Origin of the sequence: Psychromicrobium lacuslunae (assembly GCF_000950575.1) — a bacterium.
Lineage (GTDB): Bacteria > Actinomycetota > Actinomycetes > Actinomycetales > Micrococcaceae > Renibacterium > Renibacterium lacuslunae.
In genome coordinates this window covers 2,739,502-2,762,589 of the sequence record NZ_CP011005.1, presented here as the reverse complement: position 1 = coordinate 2,762,589, position 23,088 = coordinate 2,739,502, and the positions used below count along the sequence as shown (strand labels likewise).

The window sequence follows — 23,088 nt, the reverse complement described above, 5'->3', positions numbered from 1 at the left end:
CGAGCTATCTGGATGAGTTGAAACAACACTGCCGACCGATTCCCTGCCCGCTGCTTTAAGAGCCAGTGGTCGGCGCATTGGTGCTGGGTTGATTAGACGGAGTGGGTTGCCCGGTGGAGACGATGTAGTTGACGGTTGAGCCCTTCTCCACCTGGGTATTAGGCGCCGGGCTGGCGGAGATCACCTGTCCAGCCGGCACACTAGCCGAGGGCTGACTGGTCATCGCCGGCACCAGGCCAGCGGCGGTCAGCTCGTTATTGTACTGCTGGGCGTTTTTCCCCGAGAAGCTGGGTACTGAGACTTTCTCAGTGCCCTTGGAATAGGTAACTTTAATCGCGTCACCCTTCTTCACCGCTCCGGTGGGGGAGATCTTCAGCACCGTACCGGCCGGGCTGTCGTCAAAAATCTCTTCGGGGTCGACCTGCATACCCAGCGCGATCAGTTGATTCTGCACATCGCTGAACTGCTTACCTAAATACTGATCCGGCAGGATCGTCACGGTGTCCGGGGTCGGAGTGCTGGGCGGAGTGCTTTGCGTGGTGGGCGCGGTGCTTGAAGTGGTGGGCGAGGCCGAGCTACTAGTTGGGTTCGAAGAACTGACCGAAGGGCTAGTGCTTTGCTTTGAACCGCCGAACAGGCCAGCCTGATTTGCAATCAGGGCACCAATGCCGACCAAAACAATCAGGATCAAAGCCACTAGGGGCAGCGTCCAGGGGCTCCGCTTACGCTGCACCGGTGCCTCCTCAACCGGCTCTTCTTCCTCCGGTTGCCACTGCCGTTCGGCCGCTAAGGCTTCAGCACGGCTGACCGCAGGTAGCGCGGAGGTGGCTGGGGCGGTGCTTGCCACCGGGGCGCCGACCACTGAGGTCGGCGCGGTACCGGCGTAATCCACCGGCGCGGTGATCGGCCCGGTGCTGGACTCGAAGAGCAGCATGCCGGGAACCGCAGCGTGCGCCGCCTGAATATCGCCATTGCGGATCGCTTCTGCGGCTTCGGCAAGTTTGGTGGCATTGGCAGGTCGATTCGCCGGGTCCTTGGCGAGCATCGACATCAAGAGGGCCCGAACCGGGCGCGGCAAGCTATCCGGCAGTGGCGGTGGTGCGTCGTTCACCTGAGCTAGGGCAATCGCGATCTGCGATTCGCCGGAAAACGGACGATGTCCGGTCAGGCATTCATAGCCGATGATGCCGAGCGAGTAGATATCGCTCGAGCCGGTGGCGGATTGACCGGTGGCTTGTTCGGGAGCCAGGTACTGGGCGGTGCCCATTACCTGGCCGGTCTGGGTCAACGGCACTTGATCGGCCAGTCGGGCAATGCCGAAATCAGTGATTTTGACTTTGTTTTCCGGGGTTATTAGCAAGTTTCCCGGTTTGATATCGCGATGCACTAGACCCTGGGCGTGTGCTGCGGCCAGAGCTTGAGCGGTCTGCGCGATGATGCTCAGCGTGCGATCGGGGGAAAGCACGTGTTCATGTTCAATGATGGTGGACAGTGGCTCGCCCGGCACCAGTTCCATCACTAAATAGGCGGAACCGCCCTCTTCGCCGTAGTCGAAGACATTGGCAATACCGGGGTGGTTCAGCAGAGCGGTGTGCCGAGCCTCGGCGCGAAAGCGCTCAAGGAAGCCGGGGTCCCCGGTGTACTCCTCTTTGAGGATCTTAATCGCCACGGTTCGCCCGAGCAGTTGATCCTGAGCGCGCCACACCTCGCCCATCCCACCGATGGCAATCCGCGAAGTGAGCTGGAATCTGCCGCCTAAGGTGATGCCTGATGTAGGTCTCACTTGTTCAACACCGCCTTGATGAGTTTTGCTGCGTTCGGACTGGTCAAAGTATTACTGGTCAGAATGTCCTGGCCCTGCACCATGATGGACACCACCACTTGAGGGTCATTGGCTGGCGCGAACCCGGTGAACCAGGAATTCTTCGACGAGTCTGGGATATCAGTCACGGTCTCCGCGGTGCCGGTCTTTCCCGCCACCTTAATTCCCGGAACTTGGGCTCCACTGGCAATGCCGTTGTCCACTACGCTGGTCATCCATTCGGTGAGTTGCTTGGCGATTTCCGGGCTGGTGGATTGGCGCAGCACTTCTGGTTTGAAATCGTAGCTGGCCACCGGCTTCAGGTCAGGGGTGCGCACGCCTTGTACGATCTTCGGCTTCATCTGTACGCCACCATTGGCAATGGCTGCCGTCATCATGGCGACCTGCAGTGGTGTGGCCTGGACGTCTTGCTGACCGATGGCACTCCGAGCCAGTTCGGCCGGTCCTAGGTTGCCGCCACTACCGCCCGGGAATTTACTCGCCGGTGCCTTGGTGTTGACGTTCGAATTATTGGCGATATTGAGATTCGGGTCATTGAAACCGAACTTAGTTGCCTGATCGGTAATGGCTTGCTGACCAAGGTCGAGCGCTATGCCGGCGAAAGGGGTATTGCAGGACTGCTCAAGGGCAAAGGCGAAGCTGGCCTGGCTACGAGCCGCACAACCACCGCTGACGTAGTTGGGCAGACCGACCGGATCGCCCGGAATATTCAGCGTCGCCGGGTTGGGCAGTACCGAGTCTTTGTTGTACTTACCCGAAGCCAGTGCGGCCGCGGTGTCCACCAATTTGAAGACAGATCCTGGGGAATAGGTGCGTTTGTAGGCTGCGCTGCCGTACATATTGCCATTCTGCTGGAAATTGGCGTACTGCGGCGAATTGGTCAACTGATTGAAGTTCTTGGCCACCTGACTGCGGTTGTGGCCGGCCATCAGGTTGGTATCGTAGCTCGGCGTGGAGACCATTGCGATAATTGCCCCTGTTTTGGGGTTCATCACCACAATTGATCCGGTGACGCCCTGGGGAATCATGCTGTAGGCGAGCTTTTGGATTTTGGGATCGATGGTGAGCTCCACCGATGACCCCTTGGGTTGCGATCCGGTGAGGATCTGTGAGATCTGGTCGTAGAACAACTCAGGGGCCTGGCCAGTTAGTGGCTCATCGAGGCTGGCTTCTAGCGCGGTCGAGCCGAAGTCCTTTGAGTAGTAGCCGGTCAGCCCGGCATAAACCTCTGGATCAGTGTATTTCCTGATGAATTTGCAGGAATCATCTGCCGGTGAGGGCACCGATTGCGCAATGGCTTGGCCGCCGACCACAATCGCGCCACGCTCATTGCAGTAGGTCTGCTCCAGGCTGCGAGTGTTCCAGTCATTGGTACGCAAGGAGTCCACGGCAAAGAATTGCACATAGGTCACCGAGCCGAGAATCAGCGCGAACAGTGCGATGGCGACTACCCAAGAAGAACGAATAGCCTGATTCATGATGTACTCACCGCCTCTGCCGAGTCCTTAGTAATACTGATGGTGGGGTTTTTACTGTTGCCATCGGCCGCTGGTTGCGGATCGTCAGCCAGCGGAGTGGTTGAGATTGGCCGCCGCGCCGCGTCGGAGATCAGCAGCAATAGCGCCACAATGATCCAGTTTGCCAGCAAAGAGGAGCCGCCAGCCGCCAAGAACGGAGTGGTCAGTCCGGTCAGTGGGATAAGCCGGGTGACACCGCCGATGACCACGAAACATTGCAGGCCAATGGCGAAGGAAAGTCCGCAAGCCAGCAGCTTTCCGAAAGCGTCGCGGGTGCCCAGCGCGGCCCGGAAGCCCCGGGTGACCAACAGGGTGTAGAGCATAATGATGGCGAGCAGGCCGATCATGCCGAGTTCTTCGCCGAAGGAGGCAATGATCATGTCGGAGTTAGCGAATGGCACGGTTTGGGGCACACCCTGGCCCAAGCCGGTACCGAATAGCCCGCCGCTGGCCATGCCGAAGAGACCGTTGACTATTTGCGCACTGCCACCGGGGGTTCGGTTGTAAACGTCCGGGTCGAAGGCATTGATCCAGGAATCGATCCGCAGCGCCACGTGGTCGAAAATCTTGACCGCCAGGAAGCCGCCGACGGCGACCAGCAGGGCGCCGATAATCACCCAGCTGATCCTGCTGGTGGCGACATAGATCATGGTGATGAAAAGGCCGAAGAACAGGATTGATGAACCGATATCGCGCTGGAAGACCAAAACCCCTACGCTGGCCAGCCAGGCTACAATCATTGGTCCGAGGTCGCGGGCGCGAGGCAATTGCAGTCGGCCGATCTTCTTACCCGCCAAGAGGATGAGATCCCGGTTGGAGGAAAGATAACCAGCGAAGAAGATGGCCAGCGTGATTTTGGCGATCTCACCGGGTTGGAAAGTGGCTGGACCGAGCTTAATCCAGACCCGGGCGCCATTCACATCCCCTGCGGTAATACCGGGAATGAGCGGCAGCAGCAATAGCAGAACACTGACCGCAAGCGAGATATAGGTGAATCTGCGCAGGATCTTATGATCGCGCAGCAGCCAGATCACCACTATCGCGGCAATTGCCGCCACCGACGTCCACAACCATTGCCGAGCTCCCGCACTATCCCCCGTTGCGACGTCCAGTCGATGGATCATCGCCAGTCCCATGCCATTGAGCGCAATCACGATTGGAAGGATGACTGGATCGGCATATTTAGCTCTGATTCGCAGCACAATGTGCATGGCCAAGCCAAGGACCGTGAGAATGGCGGCCTGCAGGTAGAAATCTGAGTCCAACGGAACGTTCAGGTTGATATCCACCAAGGCATAGCCGCCGATGGCGATGATCAAAGCAAAGATCAACAGCACCAGTTCGGTATTCCGGCGTGGTTTGGGCACGGTGATGACCTGACTCATCAGCGACCTCCCTGGCAAGGTGTGGGTCCGGCAGTCTTAACTGGCTTAGCTGGCGTTGAGCCACCAGTGGCTGTCGGACAGTCGGTTGACTTAGCCGAATTCCCGGTCGCCGGTGGCGACTTCGCCGGACTCGTACCCGGACTAGCGGAGTTGCTCGGGCTTTTGCTTGGCTGCGGGTTATCCCCGGTACCCGGTGGACTGACAATGCCGAGCTGTAGATCAGAAACAATCTGCTTAGCATCCGTCAGGGTGGCGGCCGAAAGTGTCTGTTGCAGTCGTTGCCTGGAGAATTCGGGCAGGGAATCTACCGTGACGGCCGTCTCGGTGTAGACGTGCGAGAGCTGGATTGGCCCTAGTGACTGAGAGATTCCATTGAAAATTGCGACTTTCCCGTTGTACTCGCCGACATAATAGCGAGTCTGGGTCCAGGCATAGCCGAACCAGGCACCGCCAATAATGATCAGTACCGCAAGCGCGCTCGCTATTAATCCGAACCAACGTCGTCGTCGGGGTGGCTCGCCCGGCCCCCGGTCTTCCTCGTATTGTTCTGGCTTGTGGGTGAGCACTGCAGCCGCGCGTCGCGACGCGGAGCGGCCGCTGATCAGCGGAATCTTGCCTTCGGCGGCGGCGGTTACCGCAGCACCAACCAACTCGTGTGGTCGATGTGCTAGATCCTCGCGGATCACATCAGCAACGATATGCGCGCCAAGCGAGTCTTGCTGCCTGGATTCGACAGCACTCGGCTGATCACCAGCTGACTCTTCGCCAGCTGAGTTTTCGCCCGGTGACTCCTGGTCGCTTTGCCGTGCCACAAGATCTGGATCTTCATCCACCGACAGCGCGGCCGCCGGAACCACGCTCGGGGTCTCAGCTGCCAGAGGCACTACCTCGAGTTGATCGGTACGCAGGTCGTCGCTGGTACTTTCCGCTACCTCAAGCACCACCACGGTGACGTTATCCGGCGAGCCTGCGGCCAAGGTGAGTTCAATGAGTTTTTCGGCGCACTCACTCAACGATGCGGTCTGCCGGAAAACTTGTTCCACTACGTCGGTTTCGACAAAGTTCAGGCCATCGGAGCAGAGCAGCCAGCGTTCACCCACCGAGGCTTCAAAACTCGTCAAATCGAGTTCGGGGGAGGCGTCGACGTCTCCCAGCACTCGCATCAAAACGTTTTTATGCGGGTGGGTTTCGGCCTCTTCGGGGCTGAGTCTGCCCTCGTCGATCAATCGCTGCACAAAGGTGTGATCGGTACTGATCTGCTCGAAAACGCCGTCCTTAAGTCGATAGGCGCGGGAGTCACCAATATGGGCGAATTCGAGTCGTCCCTCGGAGAGCAGCAGCGCGGTGACGGTAGTGCCCATCCCGGTCAATTTAGGATTGACGTGCACCATTTCCGACAATAGCGAATTGGCGGTTTGAATCTCATCGGCAAGCATGGTGCCAGCGTTGCCTTGGTAGCCGTCCTGGTCTAGATGGATGAGATCCAGCACCGTTGAGGCGCTTGCCACATCACCACCGGCATGGCCACCCATACCATCGGCGACCACGGCGAGAAACTGCCCGGCGTAGGCAGAATCGTCGTTTTTTGCGCGGATCTTGCCGACGTCGGAGCGCGCGGCGTAGCGAAGTAGTAGCGGAGCGGCCATTATGGCCTCAATTCGATGACCGTCTTACCGATCCGAACGGGGACGCCGATTTCCACCGGAAGTGAACGCGTGAGCTGCTGATCAGCCAGATAGGTACCGTTGGTCGAACCGAGGTCTTCGATAAACCAGCGGCTGCCTTGCGGAAATAGCCTGGCATGCCGACCGGAGGCATAATCGTCCTCCAGGACCAAGGTGGACTCTTGAGCCCGGCCCAATAAAATCGGGCTGTTGCCCAGATCGATCACCTGGCCGCTCAGTGGGCCTTCGATGACCACCAAGCGGTGCGCCTGCTGGCGCGCTGGCGGTTCCTCAACAAGCTCTGGATGTTTACGTACTTGTCGAGCCGTTGGGGCACCAGTACGCGCCTTGCGGCCAATCGCGAGATCGCGACGCATGGCGGCCACAATACTGAAAATCAAGATCCAGAGCAGCAGCAGAAAACCAAAGCGCAGGACGGTGAGGGTCAGGGTGCTGGTTTCAATCATCCGCGACCTGCCCTGCTGGGGAGCCAACGGAAGATCATCTTGGTTCTACCGATAGAAATCACCGAACCATCGTTCAGCTCTGTGCTGCCGTTCACTCGGGAACCATTCACAAAACTGCCGTTAGTAGAACCCAGATCGACCGCGGTGGCCCGGCCCGGAGCGGTACGAATCTCCAGGTGTTGGCGGGAGACCCCGGTATCGTCGACCAGAATGTCAGCCTCGGAAGAGCGCCCCAACACGATTGAGGAGGCATTCAAAGAGTAACGTTGCCCATCGATATCCAGTACCGCTTGCAGGTTTTCAGCGGCCGGTGCCTGCGGCGCGGGTGGGGCTGGCCTTCGCGGAGTATGACTCGGCTGCGCGCCGGGATAACTGGGTGGCAGCTGCTGAGCTTGCTGTTGCGGCTTGCCGCCGGTTTTCTCGGTGCTGGAGATGATCTTGAAGTGGCCAGCCTTGAGCTCCGGCTCTTGTGTGAAGGAGACCCGAACCGGCCCTTGTAAGGTGTAGCCCTGCGAGCGGGCGTGCCGAATGGCGACGTCGCAGAGTTCTTCGGCGAGCGCCACTCCCCAAGAGCGGGCTCGCTCGAAATCTGCTTCGCTCAACCGAGTGTCGAAGACATTAGGTGCCAGGGTGCGACCCGCGGCCAAGGTCATTGCCTTATCATCCATTTCGCGACGCAAGGCGCTGGCAATTTCTACCGGTTGTACCTGGGATTTAGAACCGCGGGCAAAGGCGCCGCGGACGGCTTTTTCTAAGCCACGCTCCACGTTATCGAGTATTCCCATCGGCACCTCCTTTCCACTCGCGGTGTCTAAGACACAGTCAGAAAAGCGGGTAGCAGTTACCGCCCGCTGAATTACTTATCGCCTAGATACTACTTGGTGGAGCTGTTAAAGACCTTAAAGCGTGGCCTAAGGGTCAACGTCTGACACGGCTTGAAAGTTCTTCGCAGCGGCAATGCAGAGCTCGTTGTACGCTCTCAAGAACCGCCAAATGACGCGGTTTCGGGGGTCTGTTTAGGCGGATCACGCATCTTTCCGCTATGCTTATTTTCGCTGCGATTCCCATTGAGCAATGTGCTTGAAGCGGAATTGACACTTCGCGCGAGTGGCGGAACGGCAGACGCGCTGGCTTCAGGTGCCAGTATCCGAAAGGGTGTGGGGGTTCAAATCCCCCCTCGCGCACGGCAGACCCCGGTTCGAATTCGAACCGGGGTCTTTTCTTTAAGTCTGTTGAGCGCCGTGGCCTTTGCAGGCTGGCCGAGGCCTGGCCGAGGCGCTATTTGAACGCCGCGATCAGGTCTTCAACGAAGAGGTCGACATCGGATTCCTGGGTATCGAAGGAACACACCCAGCGAACCACCCCGGCGGCCTCATCCCAGTCGTAGAAGCGGTGTTTGGTGCGTAGCTGCTCGGTCACCGCTTTGGGTAGCTGGGCGAAGAGCGAATTCACCTGAGTGGGGTGCATGAACCGCAGGCCTTCTGCTTGCCCATTGGCGATTGCCGCGTCGAGGGCGGTGCGCATCCGGCTGGCCATTGCATTTGCGTGCGCCGCGGAGCGCAACCAGAGCTCGTCTTCCAGCAACGCCAGGAACTGGGCGGAGACGAAACGCATCTTCGAGGCGAGCTGCATGCTGGTCTTCCGGATGAACTTTGAACCCTTGGAGGCTTCGGGATTCAGCACCACCACGGCCTCACCGAGCACCAGGCCATTCTTGGTGCCGCCGAAACTGAGCACGTCAACGCCGGCGTCCGAGGTGAATTCACGCAACGGAACGTTCAGTGCCGCGGCCGCGTTGGCCACTCGAGAGCCGTCCATATGTAGTGACATACCGAGGGAGTGCACGTGCTCGGCGATGGCTCGAACCTCGGCTGCGGTGTAAAGAGTGCCGACCTCGCTGGACTGGGTAATAGTGACCGCTGAGGGCTGGGCACGGTGCTCGTCGCCCCAACCGTAGGCTTCGGTGTCAATCAGTTCGGGGGTGAGTTTGCCGTCTTCGGTGGGGATGGCGAGCAACTTGAGGCCTGCCATTTTTTCTGGCGCGCCTCCTTCATCCACATTCACATGGGCGGTTTGTGCGCAGATCACCGAGCCCCAACGCGGCACTAGGGTTTGCAGTCCGACCACATTCGCCCCGGTTCCGTTGAAAACGGGGTAGACCTCGGCGGCTACCCCGAATTCTGCTGAGAGCCGCTCCTGGAGACGCGTGGTGTAAGCATCTTCACCGTAGGCAATCTGCTGCCGAACATTGGCGGCGACTAGTGCTTCTAGAACCTCCGGATGGGCTCCGGAGTAATTGTCCGACGCAAAACTATGGGTTTTCGCCGTCTCGATGTCTTCAAACACGTCGTTCTTGCCTTTCAGTACTGATTCTTGAGCGAGCGGTGACTGATTCAGCAGTCACTAACTGTGGTGTTGAGCGCGGCTGATGCTACCGATTTGCCGCAGACATGCAGGTACACCATGTCGTAGGAGTATTGATCAGCACTCAGACTCCGGTGCTCGGCATAGCGTGCTCAGCGTCAAGCTCGTTTTCAGTGTAATTGCACCAAATTATGCCACCTTGTAATTTAATACCACACCGCCCGGAGTTCAGCTGAAATCGGGCGCTTCGGGGTGCCCCTCAAGGTGCACGGAGAGACCGGTTTCAGCGGGTTTGAGTTCCGTCTTGAGCTCCCAATCGGGGGTGTACTGCCCGCTGTAGAGCGGCCGATACGGCAGTACCGGATCGCTGAATAAGCAGTCAAGACGCCGAAGGAATCGTCGTTCGACCTCGGCGTAGTGCTGTTCGGTCAGCTGATCGGCGCTCGGCAATGCCCAGGGTTGTAGCACCTTCATTCCGGTGTAAGCGAAGGTGCCATGGAGCAGTCCGAAGAGTAACTCGTTGAGTTCTCCGCTCTTACCACGAGGGCCAATCGAGGCCGCCCGGTCCCCCAGCGTGGTCATTGCCAGCGCACGCTTGGCGACGAAGGGCCCCTGTTCAAATCTCAGTCTGCGGCCATTCACCGGGTCTTTGCCGAACGCAAAGCCGCTCACAAAAACCCGATCAAACCAGCCTTTCAGAATGGCAGGTAGGCCGTACCACCAGAGCGGGAACTGCACGATCAGGGCGTCGGCCTCGATGATTTTTTGCTGCTCACGCGCGACATCTTCCGGTTGGCTGCGCTGCAGAAACGCTCGACGAGTATCACTCGTCACGCTGATTGGCTGCCCGGCCATCGGCACCGGTTGCAGCACCGGATTCCAGCCCATTCGGTAGAGATCTGATTCAACCACCCGATGCCCACTAGCTGCTAGTCGCGATATACCGGCCCGGCGCAAGCTGCCAGTCAGCGAACGTGCTTCAGGGTGAGCGCTCAGCCAGAGGATGTTTTTGTTTTCCGCCATGATTCCAGCTTTGAATCACAGAGACAGATTGTCTAGTACGGTCATTTTTGTCACTATGGATGAATGAGGAGCAGCCGATGAGAGCGAGTGTCAGCCAAGCACTCCAGGTCTGCCCGGTAGAGGTGGCGATTGCGGTAGCCGGCGGTTCGTGGAAGCTCACCGTGGTGAAGCATCTTTTGCAGGGCACTCGCAGATTTGGCGAATTACATCGACTGCTGCCATTGGTGAGCATTAAGACCTTGACCAGGCAGCTGCGCGCCTTAGAAACAGATGGCATTGTGCAGCGAGAAGTCTTTCCCCAGGTGCCGCCCAAGGTTGAGTATTCGCTTACCGAATTGGGCTTCAGCCTTGCCGGGGTAGTGCAGGCAATGGATCAGTGGGGCGCTGAGTATGAGCGATCAATCCTTGCCGACTAAGTTGGGCTGACCGGGTGAAAAATGGCCTACTTAGCTTATTGCTTTAAAAACTTCCAATAGTTTCCAATAAAACTTCCAATTATTTCTTGTTCCAAATTCGCTATTTGATGGAAATCTAAGAGATATCAACTGCGGAGCTGAGTTAGCAGCAGTTTTCTCATAACGTATCAATTGCGCCGGCCAGGGACGTCGGACGAGGCGTTTGCAGGCTGTCGTTGACAGAGATCTGGGCTGACTCAAGTTTCGCTCATGCTCCACCTTTTTGAGGAGAAATATTGTGAAAGCTGTTTTTTCCAAGAGATCGGCACTGGCTCTGCTGGCTAGTTTTGGCGTAATCGGAGCGATAATGACGCCTGCGGCCACCGCTGCGACCGATCACAACCACAGCTCGGCCGCGGTTCCTCTTTCGGTTCAACAGACTATGGCTGGCGAGCCGAGCGCCGAATTATCAGCGCTATGCAATCAGATCAATGATTTCTTAGCCAAACACCCAGCAGTTTTTTCGGGTAGTTATCTCAGCGCCGATTCTCGACTGGTCAATATTGGTGTCGCCACTCAAGAGGACCCCGCAGTCAAGGAACTCAAGGCCTTGCTGGCAAAAATAGATCCACGATCGAAGTTCACCCGATTGACGGTGGCAAAAAATTCAATGACGCAGCTTGAGGAGGCACGTAGCGCTATTGTTCGTGACTACCTCGGCAAAGCCGGTAGCTCGGTAAAGTCGGTAGGCATCGATGCCTCGCAAGACAGCGTGGTGGTCGGCGTAGTGCCGCAAAGTGAGGCCTTCGCAGCCAAAGATGTTCCGGCAGCTAGCACTATTTCGGCCAGCTTTGGTGACCGGGTGGTGTTTAGTAAACAGACCAACCAAGGTCTGGCGGCCTCCAGTCGTTATGACACCTCACCGCACTATGGCGGGGCCGGCTACCAGTGGTACAACGCCTCCGGATCAGCAATTTCTCAAGCAATCTGCTCACTGAGCTTCCCGATTAAAATTGGTACGATTACTTACGGGTTGACCGCTGGGCACTGTCGTCAAGGGACTCAAAGCAATTATCTCAATGCCTACTCTGAGGGCGGCGGAGTGAGTGCTGCGTATAGTTTTGGGCATCACGAGACCACGACCTGGGTAGGTACCCAGGATACTTACGGTGACTTCTCGCTGCTGGCTGGCTCGAACTATCAATCCAGGGTTTACAACGGCCCGATTGGCTCTGAGAGTTCTGTCGACGTGGTAGGGGCTTCCTGGAACTTCCCCAGCATTGGTGCTGGTATGTGCACAAGTGGTCGGACTAGCGGCCAGGTTTGTCGGTATAAGGTCTTGCAGACGAATTTCTGTGCGACCTATGGTATTGCTGGCCAGCCGCAGTATCCGAATTGTGAGTTATTCATGATGGGCTCTGATCAGAATCTTGACGGCGCGTATGACTGCAATGGCTTCATTCCTGGCGATTCGGGTGGTGCTGTCTACTCGGCCGCCCCGGGCGGTGGGGTGACTGGATACGGTATCGTTTCGGCAATCTTGGGTAATTGTCAGTATGTAGCGACCTCCTTGCACGGAGTGCGGAAGTGGAGCCCGACGGCTACGATGCCTTAGGCTTCCTCTAAATAGGCACGAAGCAGGACGGCGGCCCCCACCAAGTGGGAGCCGCCGTCCTGCTTTCTAATCAGAGATGATCAGATACGCGATTTGATATCGGCAGCGTAGGTGGTTACTCGGGTGTAGACGCCCGGGTAGCCAGCGAGTGCGCAGCCGTTGCCCCAGGAGACAATGCCGACCAGCTTGCCACCGATGACCAGCGGGCCACCGGAGTCGCCCTGGCAGGAGTCCTTGCCGCCCTGGGTCAGGCCGGCACAGACCATTGAGGCGGCATCAAAATCAGAGCCGTAGGCCGAAGCGCAGCTGGAGTCGCTGGTGATCGGCACGGTCACCTTGCGCAGCTTGTCCTGGTAGGTGGCATTACCGGTGGTGTCGCCCCAGCCGAGCACGGTGGCGTTGGTGCCAGCGGCGTAGACCGAGGAGTTGGTTTCCAGCGTGGCTACCGGTCCGCTGAAGGCGGTGTTGAGAGTCAAAATTGCGTAGTCGCCCTCACCGGTGCTGGCATAGTTCGGGTTCGCCCAAACACTGCTCACCGTTGAGGTGTTGGGTCCGCCGGTCCGGTTAGCACTGCCACCATTGACCTTGAAGAAGCTGGTTGGGCGCTTGCTGCCGCTACTGGTCAGCACGCAGTGTGCAGCGGTGAGTACCTTGGTGGGTGCGACCAGCGTGCCGCCGCACCAGTTATCTCCGTTGGAGGCTTGATTGACTGCGACGATGGGTGCAAAGTCGCTAATGCTGGCGGTGGTCCCGCCGACGATTTCGGGGGAAGGTACGGCTGCGTTCGCGGTCGCCCCTCCGGTCAGGATGAGGCCAAGTGCGGCCAGCCCAAGCATCGTCGCTTTGACAGTTTTACGCATTATTGCCTTTCGTGGTAGTTGTCCCCTAATCAACAAATGATTGCTATTAAAAACCCTAGGGGAATCCACAGCTGGCAGCCTGCCAGCTAGCTGTCAATTAGCTGCAAATTGACTGACAGTGGGGTGTTCTGGTCACTCCGAGAGCTCAGCGCAAGGGGGCGGCGAAGAAGTCTCGCTCGTACTCGGCGGAGACGATGAAGGCCTGCAGCATCCGCGCACGAATCTCGGTAGTAGTCTGAGCCGCTGCCGTCACCACCAAGTCGATGGCCTGCCGGGTGGCTTCGGCAAAGGACTGGTCAGCATAGGTCTCCAGCCAGCTACGGTAGGGATGCTCGGGGTGCGAGGCCACCTGCAACCGGGTACCCACATCGTGATACAGCCAGAAGCAGGGCAGTAATGCCGCAATCAGAATCGGGTAGCTGTCCCTCGCCGCGTTAAGGTGGTTCAGGTAACCGGTTGTGGTCTTGCTTGGCTGGTGTTCAAACATGTTTCCGGCCGGAATCCAACTTTCATGGAGCTCAAGTTCGGTAACAATCGCGCCGTGCGCACTATTTGCCCAGAATGCCTGTTCTCGGGTGGTCGGGGCTAGCCGGCTCGCTTCAGCCAAAGCCCGAGAGTAATCGCGTAGATAAAGTGCGTCTTGGGCTAAGTACCAGCGGAACGCCGAGTCCTCTAGAGTGCCACTGGCAAGGCCATCGATAAAAGGAAGCGCATCAATATCGGCGCGGACTGGGGCGATCCGCTGCCACCAATCCTGTTCTAGCTCAGCGGCGGTCGGTGCGGTTTCCAGGCCGCCGCGCTGCCAGAGTCCGGCAAAGTGGCTGACTGGACCGCTACCTTGGCCAACTCGAAGGTCTGCGCCGTGCTGGATACTCTCGGTCAGCCAGCGTTTGGCTTGCCGCACCGCTTCCGGCCAGGTCTCACCGGCCGCGCGACGGGTCGCCAAGGCTGAGGAAAGCGAGCAGCCGGTGCCGTGGGTATTGCTGGTTTGTACCCGGCGGCCCGGGAAATGACTGATCGTGGTTCCCTCAACCAGTGCGTCTGGGGCAAGGTCCCCATCGAGGTGTCCGCCTTTGGCCAACACGGCGACCTGAAACTTGAGCGATAGCTTGGTTGCTTGCTCAAGTGCTTCGGCCCAGTCGGTGGCCTGGGCCGAGTCGCTGAGGATGGCAAGCTCGGGCAGATTTGGGGTGACCAGATCGGCGTACCTCAGCAACTTCCGGAGCGCATCTTCGGCCTCGGCATCCAACAGCCGATCACCACTGGTGGCCACCATCACCGGGTCGATCACCACAATCGGCGGTCGTTGTTGCTCAAGCCATTTAGCGACCACCGCAATCACCTGTTGATTGGCCAGCATGCCGATTTTGACCGCGTCGATCTGCACATCATCGCTGACTGCGTTGAGCTGTTCGGCGAGGAATTCGACCGGCGGAAGGTGTACCGAGCGCACCCCTTGAGTGTTCTGCGCTACCAAGGCCGTCACCGCGGCCATGCCATAGCCGCCTTGCGCGGCAATGCTCTTCAGGTCGGCTTGGATTCCTGCGCCACCACTTGGATCGGTGCCGGCGATGCTGAGTACCCGGGGAATCTCGGTGGTTGAGGTGTCTAGTATTTGACTGCTCATGCTTTTCCTCGCCAGGCGATTGAGAGTTGACGGGCGGCGAGCTGGGGGTCCGCCGCCGAACAGATGGCGGAAACCACCGCTGCCCCGGCTGCCCCGGCCTGACGGAGACCGGGCAGATCTTCGACCCTTACGCCGCCGATGGCCACCGCCGGGAGAGTGCAGAACTCCAACAGTGCGCTGAAGCCTGCCAGGCTCAGTGCCGGTGGGGCATCGAGCTTTGTGGAAGTTGGATGCAGGGCTCCGATGCCAATGTAATCGACGCGCCCTGGTTCTTGGGCGGCCGACCGCAGTTCTTCAACGGTGCCGGCGCTCAAACCGATGACCGCCTCGGGGCCCAGGATCTTCCGAGCCAGTGAGACTGGCAGATCAGCCTGCCCAAGGTGCACGCCGTCGACCTTAATGCCCGATTCCCGAGCCGCCAGGAAGATGTCGATTCGGTCATTGATTAGCAGTGGAACGTGGCTCGGTAAGACTGCTGCCACCTCGCCCACGGTTTTGAGAAAAGCTGCCGCCGGGGCGTCCTTTTCACGGATTTGCACAATGGTTACTCCGCCGGCCACCGCTTGATGCACTATCTCAGCGAGTGGGCGTCCCTGTGCTGCAGCCTGTTTCGAATCGGTGACCAGATAGATAGAAAGATCAAGGGTCATTGGCCGACCTGCACAACCGTCAGTTTGGCACGGGCGGCCAGGTCATCGGGACCGATAGAGGCCAGGCTGTCCAGGAAGGCGGGGGCGAAACTGCCCGGTCCTTGGCTGTTACTGCTAGCGATCTCGGCGGCCACGGTGTAGACCGAGACGGCAGCGACAGTACTGGCCAGCCGATCGTTGCTCAATCCGGCGAAAGCCGCCATCACCGCCCCTAGCGCGCATCCTCCGCCGGTGATTCTGGTCAGTATTGGCGTTCCGTTGGAGCTGAGCACCCGCTGCTGCTGGTCAAGGATTAAATCTGTCGGGCCGGAGACCGCAACTACACTCCCTGCAGCAGCTAGAGTGATAGCTGACTCTTGTGCAGCCGCCACCTCGTCGGCAGCGTCCACGCCTCGCCCGCCCCTGCCGCTCCCGGCCAGCGCAATGATTTCGGAGGCATTGCCGCGAATCACGCTAGGGCGTAGCCCGCGGAGTTGTTGCGCAAGTGCCGTCCGGACTGGCAACGAGCCAACCGCCACCGGATCGAGCAGCCAAGGGCTGTCCGCGCGGTTAGCGCCCGAAACCGCTTCAAGCATTGCCTCACGCTGTTCGGCATGCGGGGTGCCGAGATTGATCAGCAGGCCGGAGGCAAGCTCCGCGAAAGAGCCAGCCTCCTTCGGAATGTCAACCATGGCGGGCGCTGCCCCCAGCGCCAACAGCACATTAGCGGTGAAGTTGGTCACTACGGTATTGGTGATGCATTGCACCAGGGGAGAGCGTTCGCGCAGTTCAAGCAGGGCAGACTGGCTGAAGCTGAGGAGTTGTTCTGGCGTGCGCATGGTGCGCGACATCCCTTCGCTAGTACGAACTAGATCAGGTTCGACGGGTGTGTTCTCAGCCTTCGGGGCACCCCGTGTCACGTGTTAACACCACGATAGCGCACCGGCTACCAACAGAGCTGCTGGGGGGTGCTGCTGGGGGGGTGCTGCTGGGGGGTGCTGCTAGGTGTTAATAGCGAAGGGCCGGCCCGAGCACCGAAGTGGTGTTCAAACCGACCCGCGCGGTGAGTGGCCGCGGCTCTCCGCTTCCGCTAGTTATTGCCTGTTATTCAGCAGCGCCGGTGATATTGACCAGCCAGTCGATACCGAATTTATCGGTGAGCATGCCAAAGGAGTCACCCCAGGGGGCCTTCTCCAGCGGCATTGAGACGGTGCCGCCCTCGGTGAGCTTGTCCCAGTAACCGCGTAGCTCGGCATCGTCGTCGCCACTGAGCGAGACTGAGAAGTTATTGCCCTCCTTGAGTTCACCCATATGCGCCGGAGTGTCCGAGGCCATCAGGGTGAAGCCGCTAGGGGTTTCCAGTTGGGAATGCATAATCAAATCGAGTTCTGCTGGCTCCACCGGTGCCTGGAATTCGCCGAAGGTGCTGGAGGTCAGTTCGCCGCCAAGTACAGACTGGTAAAACTCCATTGCCTCCTTCGCTTTGCCGTTGAAGCTGATGTAAGGGTTGAGTCGAGTGGCCATCTGAATCCTCCAATGTGTGAATGGTTACTCAGATCGTACTGCGGCCCTCCGACAAGGTCGATAGCTGCCAGCGCAAGCCTTGGATGATTGCTGCCAGGCCCAGTTCGAAAGCGGGGGCCGCGGTGTAGCGACCAAAGCGAGTTTCCCTGCTGGCCACCGCACGGCTAATCACCGGTGCCTCCGCCTGCAGCTCGCCGACATCAAAAATATTCTCCGGGGCGGTGACGTCCAAGGCCGAGCCGAAGATAAAGGATTCCAGCGCGACAATGGCATTCACGATCTCATCCTCAGGCCAGCCCGCGCGCTGAAAGCCCCGCGCCACTGCTTCATAGATCCTCAACGTCTGCGGGGAGTTGGTAATCGGCTGGACCGCTATCAATGGAATCAGCGGAGTGTGGTGGGCGAAGACGTCGCGATACGACCGAGCCCAGTCTTGAATGGCTTCATCCCAGGGCTTGCTGTCGAAACAGGCTACCTCAACCAAGGACATCAGGTGATCCTGGATCAGGATCAGCAGCTCCTGTTTTGAGCGCACGTGGTTGTAGAGCGCTGAGGGCGCCACATTGAGACGTTTGGCAAGCGCCGACATGGTGAGACCCTGGTAGCCCTCCTGACGGACCAGCTTGAGCGCGGTCTGAGTGATCCGGCCAAGCTCAAGCACCGCCTTAGTCGGTCGACCGGCCTTTCGGCGGACCTCGCTCTGCCGCCCTGCCGGGTCACTCGCCATGTTATTTCCTCCAGAAGTCAAGAATCGATTATCTCATCCGATAGCAGGCTGTCCTTTTTGCCAAATGTGACGTAAGCTACAATTAAATGAATTATATTCATTTAATTGTCAACGCCTAATGGCAGGCGCCTAACTATAGGCAGCTAGCTGTAGTCGCTAGCTGTGGCGGTAATACGGGTAGTGGGCACTAGCTACCGAGAGCAGAGTTGCAAGGGGAGTCATGAGCGTATTGAGCAGAGATGTCGTCATTGTCGGAGCCGGACCCTCGGGTCTGAGCGCCGCTCGTAAGCTGCGCCAGTCCGGTCTGAGCGTCGTGGTGTTAGAGGCGAGGGACCGGGTGGGAGGTCGAACCTGGACGAATCAGATCGACGGTGCCACCCTCGAAATCGGCGGACAGTGGGTTTCGCCTGATCAGACCGCGTTGCTCGGCCTACTCGAAGAACTCGGCCTGCAGACGTTTAGCCGCTATCGCGAGGGTGAGTCGGTCTATCTCTCGGCCGAGGGGCAGCGCACCCGTTATACCGGCGAATTGTTCCCGGTCTCGGCGCATACCGCAGCCGAGATGGAGAAGCTCACCGTGCTGTTGGATGAACTGGCCGCCGAGATTGGCGCCGAGGAGCCCTGGGCGCACCCCAGGGCCCGTGAGCTCGACACGATTTCCTTTCACCACTGGTTGCGTCAGCAGTCGGATGATGAAGAGGCCTGTAACTGCATCGGTCTGTTCATCGCCGGCGGCATGTTGACCAAGCCAGCGCACGCCTTCTCTGTTCTACAAGCCGTGCTGATGTCGGCCTCCGCTGGTTCGTTCAGCAACCTGGTGGATGACGCTTTCATTCTGGATAAGCGAGTGGTGGGTGGCATGCAGCAGGTCTCCGAGTTAATGGCGGCCGAGCTAGCTGAGGACGTAATACTCAACGCTCCGGTGCGCACTATCAGCTGGCAGCAGGACTCGGTGCGGGTGGAGGCCGAGGGCGTGAGCGTTGAGGCGCGTCGGGTAGTGATGGCAGTGCCGCCGAATCTCTATTCCCGGGTTTCCTTCAATCCGCCGTTGCCGCGTCGCCAGCATCAGATGCACCAGCATCAGTCGCTCGGCCTGGTGATCAAGGTCCATGCTGTCTACGACACCCCGTTCTGGCGTGCCGACGGGCTGTCCGGTACCGGTTTTGGTGCCGCAGAATTAGTGCAGGAAGTGTACGACAACACCAACTATGAGGATCCGCGAGGCACTCTAGTGGGCTTTGTTTCCGACGAAAAAGCCGATCATGCTTTTACGCTCAGTGCGGCGGAGCGCAAAGCTGCGATTCTGCAGTCGATCGCCAATTACCTCGGCCCGCAAGCGCTGGAGCCAGTGGTTTACTACGAATCGGATTGGGGCTCCGAAGAGTGGACCCGCGGTGCCTATGCCGCCAGCTATGACCTGGGCGGCCTACACCGCTACGGTGCCGATCAACGCACTCCGGTGGGGCCGATTCACTGGTCCAGTTCCGATCTGGCCGCAGAGGGCTATCAGCACGTGGATGGCGCGGTGCGCATTGGCCAGGCTACCGCGACTAATATCATCGCTGAGTTGGCTAGCTCGTCGGTAAATCCGGCGCAGTCGGCTCCATCATCGGCTGGTGCCTGATGCGTTACGTGGTCTGCTACCAGGCGAATGCCAGGGGGCAGGAGGCGCTGAACCTTTCGATTGCGCTAGCTCGGCGGCAAGAGGCCGAGCTAGAGATTGTGCTGGTGCTGCCGGAAGAGTCCCCCTTCGGGGCGGTCTACCCACCCGCGCCAGCCTCTCTGGTACAGCAACAGGCCGAACGCTGGCTGGCCGAAGCGCTCGCGATGGTGCCGAGCGATGTGCCAGCTCGGGCTCAGTTGCGTCACGGCGAATCCGAAGCCGAAGCGCTGATTGCTGCTGCCGAGGAGTTTGACGCTGCGTTACTGGTGATCGGTGCGGCCAGCCACGGTCTGTTCAAGCGATTCACCGTGGGCAGTACGGCGAGTTCGCTCTTACACGCGGCCAAGGTGCCGGTCGCCTTGGTGCCACAGGGATATCAGAATCAAGAAGCCATCACCAGGATGAGCGCTGGCATCGGCAGCCGGGCCGGTGCCGACGAGGTGCTTGAGTTAGCTCTTGACTCGGCGCAGCGCCGCGGTCTGCCGCTCCGGCTGATCTCGCTGCTACCACTGGATGGTGTGCAAACCGCCGCGCGGGAGAACTTGCAGAGCAAGCTCAACGCTGCGCTGGACTCCCGGCCGGAGCTAAATCTCGAACCGGAAGTCGTGGTGGCGCAGGGCGACAGCATTGAACAGGCCATCGACGCGCTGTCTTGGGAGCAGCCGGGCGAGATCCTGTTGATCGGATCGAGCCGACTCGCACCGGCCAGATCACTCTTTTTGGGTAGCACAGCGCAACGAATCCTGCGAGCACTTCCGGTGCCGATGATCGTGTTGCCGCGCGGCCATCAATCGCGAATCACACCTTAAGGCACGAGGAAAAGAGAAGAGAGTCCGATGAGCAATTCTTCAGCAACGGAGCTGAGCGATAAGAGCGATAAGAGCAGTAAGAGCAGTACAGGTCTGAGTGAAAAAGGCCTCAAGGCGGGATCGGTTGGCCTGTTGGGGGCGGTGGTGATCGGTATCTCGTGCATCGCCCCCGCTTACACCCTGACCGCGGCGCTGGGGCCGACTGTCTCGGTGGTTGGGGTGCATCTGCCAGCGATTTTCTTGGTCGGCTTCATCCCGATGCTGCTGGTCGCTTTTGGCTATCGCGAGCTCAATAACGCGATGCCGGATTCCGGTACTTCCTTTACCTGGGCGAGCCGCGCCTTCGGGCCGTGGATCGGCTGGATGGGCGGCTGGGGATTGATTGCCGCGACCATTATCGTGCTCTCGAATCTTGCCGCCGTGGCAGTTGATTTCTTCTACTTAATGTTGGCGCAGATCTTTGCTAATCCGGAGCTCGGCGAGCTGAGTAAGAACTTACCGCTGAACATCGCCACCACCTTCGTCTTCATTGCCTTGGCATGCTGGATTTCCTATCGGGGTATGGAGACCACCAAAAGCTTCCAGTACATCCTGGTGGCTTTCCAGCTACTCGTGCTGGGCTGGTTCGCGGTCTCGGCTTTTATTCATGTGTCCTCCGGAACGGCTTTCGATGCCACCGCGATCACCGCAGACTGGTTCAACCCTTTCGCGGTGAGTTCGTTCTCCGATTTCGCCGCCGGGGTCTCGCTGTCAATCTTCATCTACTGGGGCTGGGACGTCACTTTGACGATGAATGAAGAGGCAAAGAACCCGGAGAAGACACCCGGACGTGCGGCCACTCTTACCGTGGTGATCATCGTCGCGATCTATCTAGTGGTGGCGCTCGCCACGCTATCCTTTGCGGGTATCGGTGATACCGGTCTCGGCGCCGGAAACCCAGAGAACCAAGCAAGTATTTTCGCGGTGCTAGCCGGTCCAGTGATGGGGCCGTTCGCCATTCTGATGTCCTTGGCGATCCTCTCCAGCTCGGCGGCATCATTGCAGTCGACCTTCGTTTCGCCTGGCCGCACTCTGCTCGCGATGGGCCATTATCGGGCGCTGCCAAAATCCTTCGGCCGGATTAGCCCGAGCTATAAATCTCCCTCGGTCGCCACCATCGCCTCGGCGATTGCCGCAGCCGGTTTCTATGCGCTGACCCGGATCATCTCGGAGAATGCACTCTGGGACACCATCACCGCACTGGGTATGATGATCTGCTTCTACTACGGGATCACCGCGCTGGCCTGCGTGTGGTTCTTCCGCAAGCGTTGGCTGCGTTCCGCGCGGGACTTCTTTTTCGCTTTTCTCTTCCCGCTGCTCGGTGGCGTGATCCTGTTGGTGATGTTCGTCAAAACGGCCGTCGACTCAATGGATCCCAGCTACGGCTCCGGCTCAGAGATCGCGGGCCTCGGTCTGGTCTTCATCCTGGGTATTGGCGTGATTTTGCTCGGTGCCGTGCTGATGCTGGTGATGTATCTACGCAAGCCTGAGTTCTTCCGTGGCCAGGTGCTCAAGGTCGGATCGGCAGACTAAGCTCGCGGGCCGGCTTTCTCAAATGTTTCTGCCGGGCCGCCGACACAGCCAGCGGTGCCCGGGCTGGAGACGCACCGGCGAGATGGGTAGAATGGTGCGCGGCCTGGGTGCAGACGGGCTTCCGAATAGCTCAAACCCCAGGAATCCCATGAAAACCAGCGCACCCGCCCACTACGCCAGCCTTGGCAGTCGTTATTTTGGCATCTTGCTCGCCGTGATGGCGGTGATCGTGGTGCTCTCCGGTATTGGCGCTGTGAAAGGCGTGCAATTCGGTCCGATCATCACCGACGGCGGCTTCTTCCTGTTCCCTTTCGCCTACATCCTCGGCGATGTGGTGAGCGAGATCTACGGTTTCAAGGTTGCCCGGCGAGCGGTGTTCACCTGTTTTGCGCTTTCGCTATTTTCCTCACTGTGTTACTGGATTATCATCATCCTGCCCGGTTTCGACGACGATTTCGGTCATACGCGGCAGGCGGCTCTGGAGAATGTGCTCGGCCCAATACCGCTCTTAGTGATGGGCTCACTGATTGCCTTCCTGGCCGGGCAGCTGACCAATTCGTTCATCATGTCTCGGTTAAAGGCCAGGCAGGGTGAGCGTCGGCTCTGGGTGCGGTTGCTGAGTTCCTCGGGCGCTGGAGAACTCATCGACACCTTGATCTTCTGCACCGTGGCGGCTCCGGTGATTGGTATTACCGATGTCGGCGGCTGGGCCAATTACGTAATTGTCGGCTTCGTCTACAAGGTTGCCGTGCAGTATTTGTTCGTGCCGGTGACCGCCGTAGTAATCGCCTGGATCAAGAAGCGCGAGCCGAGCTATGGTCAATCCGTTGCCGAGAGCGTGAGCGTCTAGCCACCCAACATCCCCTTGGCGTAGGCGGCCTGGCCGACGTGCTGGGAGCAGTCGGAGAGCACGCTGACCAACCGCGCGCCGAGTGTTACGGGCGGGTTCCAGCGGGTGTCGACCACTCGATCCAGGTCTTGATCGCTCAGGCTGGCTACGTAGTCTTGGCTCATTCGATGCACCGCTGCGTGATACTCCGAGAGCAGTTGCGGGCTGTCGAAGACGACCGAGGCAGCATCGTCGGGATTGTGGCCATAACCGGTATCGGCGTCCCGCAGGGGCAGACCGGCGCGCTCCGCGAAACCTTGCGCGGTCCATAATTGCTCGGTGCCCGCGACGTCGGCAAGATGGTCATCTTGGATCCGACTGAGATGCCAGAGCAGCCAGCTAATCGAATTGGAACGTTCTCGACCGGCTGCCGCGGGCTGAGTATTCATGGTTTGGGTGGCCAGGCCCTTGAGCACGTCTCGGACCTCTTCGTCGATTCGATTGAAAGCGTCGGTCAACAGCTCGGTGGTTTTCAAAGCACTCTCTTTCTTCGCAAGTCTCAGCTGGTGTAAGTCATTGTGACTGTTTGGCATTCC

Annotated in this window: 21 protein-coding genes, 1 tRNA gene and 1 riboswitch; of the genes, 7 read left to right on the top strand and 15 right to left on the bottom strand. The window is 59.0% G+C overall.

Translation table 11 applies throughout. From position 1 onward, the window contains the following. Positions 1 to 55: 55 nt before the first annotated feature. The 6 genes from UM93_RS12940 to UM93_RS12915 are packed head-to-tail and all read right to left on the bottom strand — an operon-like array spanning position 56 to position 7,640. Positions 56 to 1,783: a protein kinase domain-containing protein gene (locus tag UM93_RS12940; RefSeq protein WP_045075968.1), complete on the bottom strand. Its 1,728-nt coding sequence runs from the start codon at positions 1,781 to 1,783 to the stop codon at positions 56 to 58. Then, positions 1,780 to 3,300 carry a peptidoglycan D,D-transpeptidase FtsI family protein gene (locus UM93_RS12935; RefSeq protein ID WP_045075967.1) on the bottom strand — a complete coding sequence of 507 codons (1,521 nt, stop codon included), beginning with the start codon at positions 3,298 to 3,300 and terminating at the stop codon, positions 1,780 to 1,782. Before UM93_RS12935 ends, UM93_RS12940 begins: the two co-directional genes overlap by 4 nt. Further along, a complete protein-coding gene (locus UM93_RS12930) occupies positions 3,297 to 4,724 on the bottom strand; it encodes an FtsW/RodA/SpoVE family cell cycle protein (protein WP_045075966.1) in 1,428 nt (475 codons plus the stop codon). The genes UM93_RS12935 and UM93_RS12930 overlap by 4 nt, the downstream gene beginning before the upstream one ends. Continuing rightward, positions 4,724 to 6,370 carry a PP2C family protein-serine/threonine phosphatase gene (locus tag UM93_RS12925; protein ID WP_045075965.1) on the bottom strand — a complete coding sequence of 549 codons (1,647 nt, stop codon included), beginning with the start codon at positions 6,368 to 6,370 and terminating at the stop codon, positions 4,724 to 4,726. Before UM93_RS12925 ends, UM93_RS12930 begins: the two co-directional genes overlap by 1 nt. Continuing rightward, positions 6,370 to 6,855, bottom strand: coding sequence for an FHA domain-containing protein FhaB/FipA (locus tag UM93_RS12920; protein ID WP_045075964.1), 486 nt, complete (start codon positions 6,853 to 6,855; stop codon positions 6,370 to 6,372). Before UM93_RS12920 ends, UM93_RS12925 begins: the two co-directional genes overlap by 1 nt. Then, positions 6,852 to 7,640, bottom strand: coding sequence for an FhaA domain-containing protein (locus tag UM93_RS12915; protein ID WP_045075963.1), 789 nt, complete (start codon positions 7,638 to 7,640; stop codon positions 6,852 to 6,854). Before UM93_RS12915 ends, UM93_RS12920 begins: the two co-directional genes overlap by 4 nt. A 316-nt stretch (positions 7,641 to 7,956) precedes the next feature. Here UM93_RS12915 and UM93_RS12910 point away from each other — a divergent pair. Then, positions 7,957 to 8,039: transfer RNA gene (locus UM93_RS12910), tRNA-Leu, on the top strand. A 94-nt stretch (positions 8,040 to 8,133) separates the two neighbouring features. Here the strand turns inward: UM93_RS12910 and UM93_RS12905 are convergent. Continuing rightward, positions 8,134 to 9,201, bottom strand: a complete 1,068-nt coding sequence (locus UM93_RS12905) for a threonine aldolase family protein (RefSeq protein WP_045075962.1) — start codon at positions 9,199 to 9,201, stop codon at positions 8,134 to 8,136. A 246-nt stretch (positions 9,202 to 9,447) separates the two neighbouring features. After that, positions 9,448 to 10,242 (bottom strand): NAD(P)H-dependent oxidoreductase, encoded by a 795-nt coding sequence (locus tag UM93_RS12900; protein WP_199921751.1) that lies wholly within the window; start codon positions 10,240 to 10,242, stop codon positions 9,448 to 9,450. A gap of 77 nt (positions 10,243 to 10,319) precedes the next feature. On the opposite strand from UM93_RS12900, the gene UM93_RS12895 reads away from it, so the two are divergent. Then, positions 10,320 to 10,658 carry a winged helix-turn-helix transcriptional regulator gene (locus UM93_RS12895; protein WP_045077416.1) on the top strand — a complete coding sequence of 113 codons (339 nt, stop codon included), beginning with the start codon at positions 10,320 to 10,322 and terminating at the stop codon, positions 10,656 to 10,658. 277 nt (positions 10,659 to 10,935) lie between these two features. Further along, the gene (locus UM93_RS12890; RefSeq protein WP_045075961.1) at positions 10,936 to 12,252 is read left to right on the top strand and encodes a chymotrypsin family serine protease; all 1,317 of its coding nucleotides are present in this window, start codon (positions 10,936 to 10,938) and stop codon (positions 12,250 to 12,252) included. An 80-nt stretch (positions 12,253 to 12,332) separates the two neighbouring features. On the opposite strand, the gene UM93_RS12885 is transcribed toward UM93_RS12890, so the two are convergent. The 6 genes from UM93_RS12885 to UM93_RS12860 all read right to left on the bottom strand — a co-directional run bounded on the left by UM93_RS12885 (position 12,333) and on the right by UM93_RS12860 (position 17,619). Beyond that, on the bottom strand, positions 12,333 to 13,112 hold the full coding sequence (locus UM93_RS12885) for a S1 family peptidase (protein WP_052663789.1): 780 nt from the start codon (positions 13,110 to 13,112) through the stop codon (positions 12,333 to 12,335). Between the two features lie 145 nt (positions 13,113 to 13,257). Beyond that, positions 13,258 to 14,739 carry a bifunctional hydroxymethylpyrimidine kinase/phosphomethylpyrimidine kinase gene (locus tag UM93_RS12880; RefSeq protein WP_045075960.1) on the bottom strand — a complete coding sequence of 494 codons (1,482 nt, stop codon included), beginning with the start codon at positions 14,737 to 14,739 and terminating at the stop codon, positions 13,258 to 13,260. After that, a complete protein-coding gene (gene thiE / locus UM93_RS12875) occupies positions 14,736 to 15,389 on the bottom strand; it encodes a thiamine phosphate synthase (RefSeq protein WP_045075959.1) in 654 nt (217 codons plus the stop codon). Before thiE ends, UM93_RS12880 begins: the two co-directional genes overlap by 4 nt. Continuing rightward, positions 15,386 to 16,207 carry a hydroxyethylthiazole kinase gene (gene thiM / locus UM93_RS12870; RefSeq protein WP_082057285.1) on the bottom strand — a complete coding sequence of 274 codons (822 nt, stop codon included), beginning with the start codon at positions 16,205 to 16,207 and terminating at the stop codon, positions 15,386 to 15,388. Before thiM ends, thiE begins: the two co-directional genes overlap by 4 nt. Further along, positions 16,202 to 16,292: riboswitch (TPP riboswitch) on the bottom strand. (Overlaps the previous gene by 6 nt.) 180 nt (positions 16,293 to 16,472) lie before the next feature. Continuing rightward, on the bottom strand, positions 16,473 to 16,892 hold the full coding sequence (locus tag UM93_RS12865) for a VOC family protein (protein WP_045075957.1): 420 nt from the start codon (positions 16,890 to 16,892) through the stop codon (positions 16,473 to 16,475). Between the two features lie 28 nt (positions 16,893 to 16,920). Next, the gene (locus UM93_RS12860; protein WP_045075956.1) at positions 16,921 to 17,619 is read right to left on the bottom strand and encodes a TetR/AcrR family transcriptional regulator; all 699 of its coding nucleotides are present in this window, start codon (positions 17,617 to 17,619) and stop codon (positions 16,921 to 16,923) included. Between the two features lie 220 nt (positions 17,620 to 17,839). On the opposite strand from UM93_RS12860, the gene UM93_RS12855 reads away from it, so the two are divergent. From UM93_RS12855 to UM93_RS12840, 4 genes are all read left to right on the top strand, one after another. Beyond that, positions 17,840 to 19,243 (top strand): flavin monoamine oxidase family protein, encoded by a 1,404-nt coding sequence (locus UM93_RS12855; protein ID WP_045075955.1) that lies wholly within the window; start codon positions 17,840 to 17,842, stop codon positions 19,241 to 19,243. After that, entirely contained in the window at positions 19,243 to 20,091 is an 849-nt protein-coding gene (locus UM93_RS12850) for a universal stress protein (RefSeq protein ID WP_045075954.1), read from the top strand. The genes UM93_RS12855 and UM93_RS12850 overlap by 1 nt, the downstream gene beginning before the upstream one ends. Positions 20,092 to 20,118: 27 nt before the next feature. Then, complete coding sequence (locus UM93_RS12845) at positions 20,119 to 21,663, top strand: APC family permease (protein WP_045075953.1); 1,545 nt, start codon at positions 20,119 to 20,121, stop codon at positions 21,661 to 21,663. Between the two features lie 148 nt (positions 21,664 to 21,811). Beyond that, on the top strand, positions 21,812 to 22,513 hold the full coding sequence (locus UM93_RS12840) for a queuosine precursor transporter (protein WP_045075952.1): 702 nt from the start codon (positions 21,812 to 21,814) through the stop codon (positions 22,511 to 22,513). Here the strand turns inward: UM93_RS12840 and UM93_RS12835 are convergent. Next, entirely contained in the window at positions 22,510 to 23,028 is a 519-nt protein-coding gene (locus tag UM93_RS12835) for a mycothiol transferase (protein WP_045077412.1), read from the bottom strand. The two genes, UM93_RS12840 and UM93_RS12835, sit on opposite strands and share 4 nt — an antisense overlap. Positions 23,029 to 23,088: the final 60 nt, after the last annotated feature.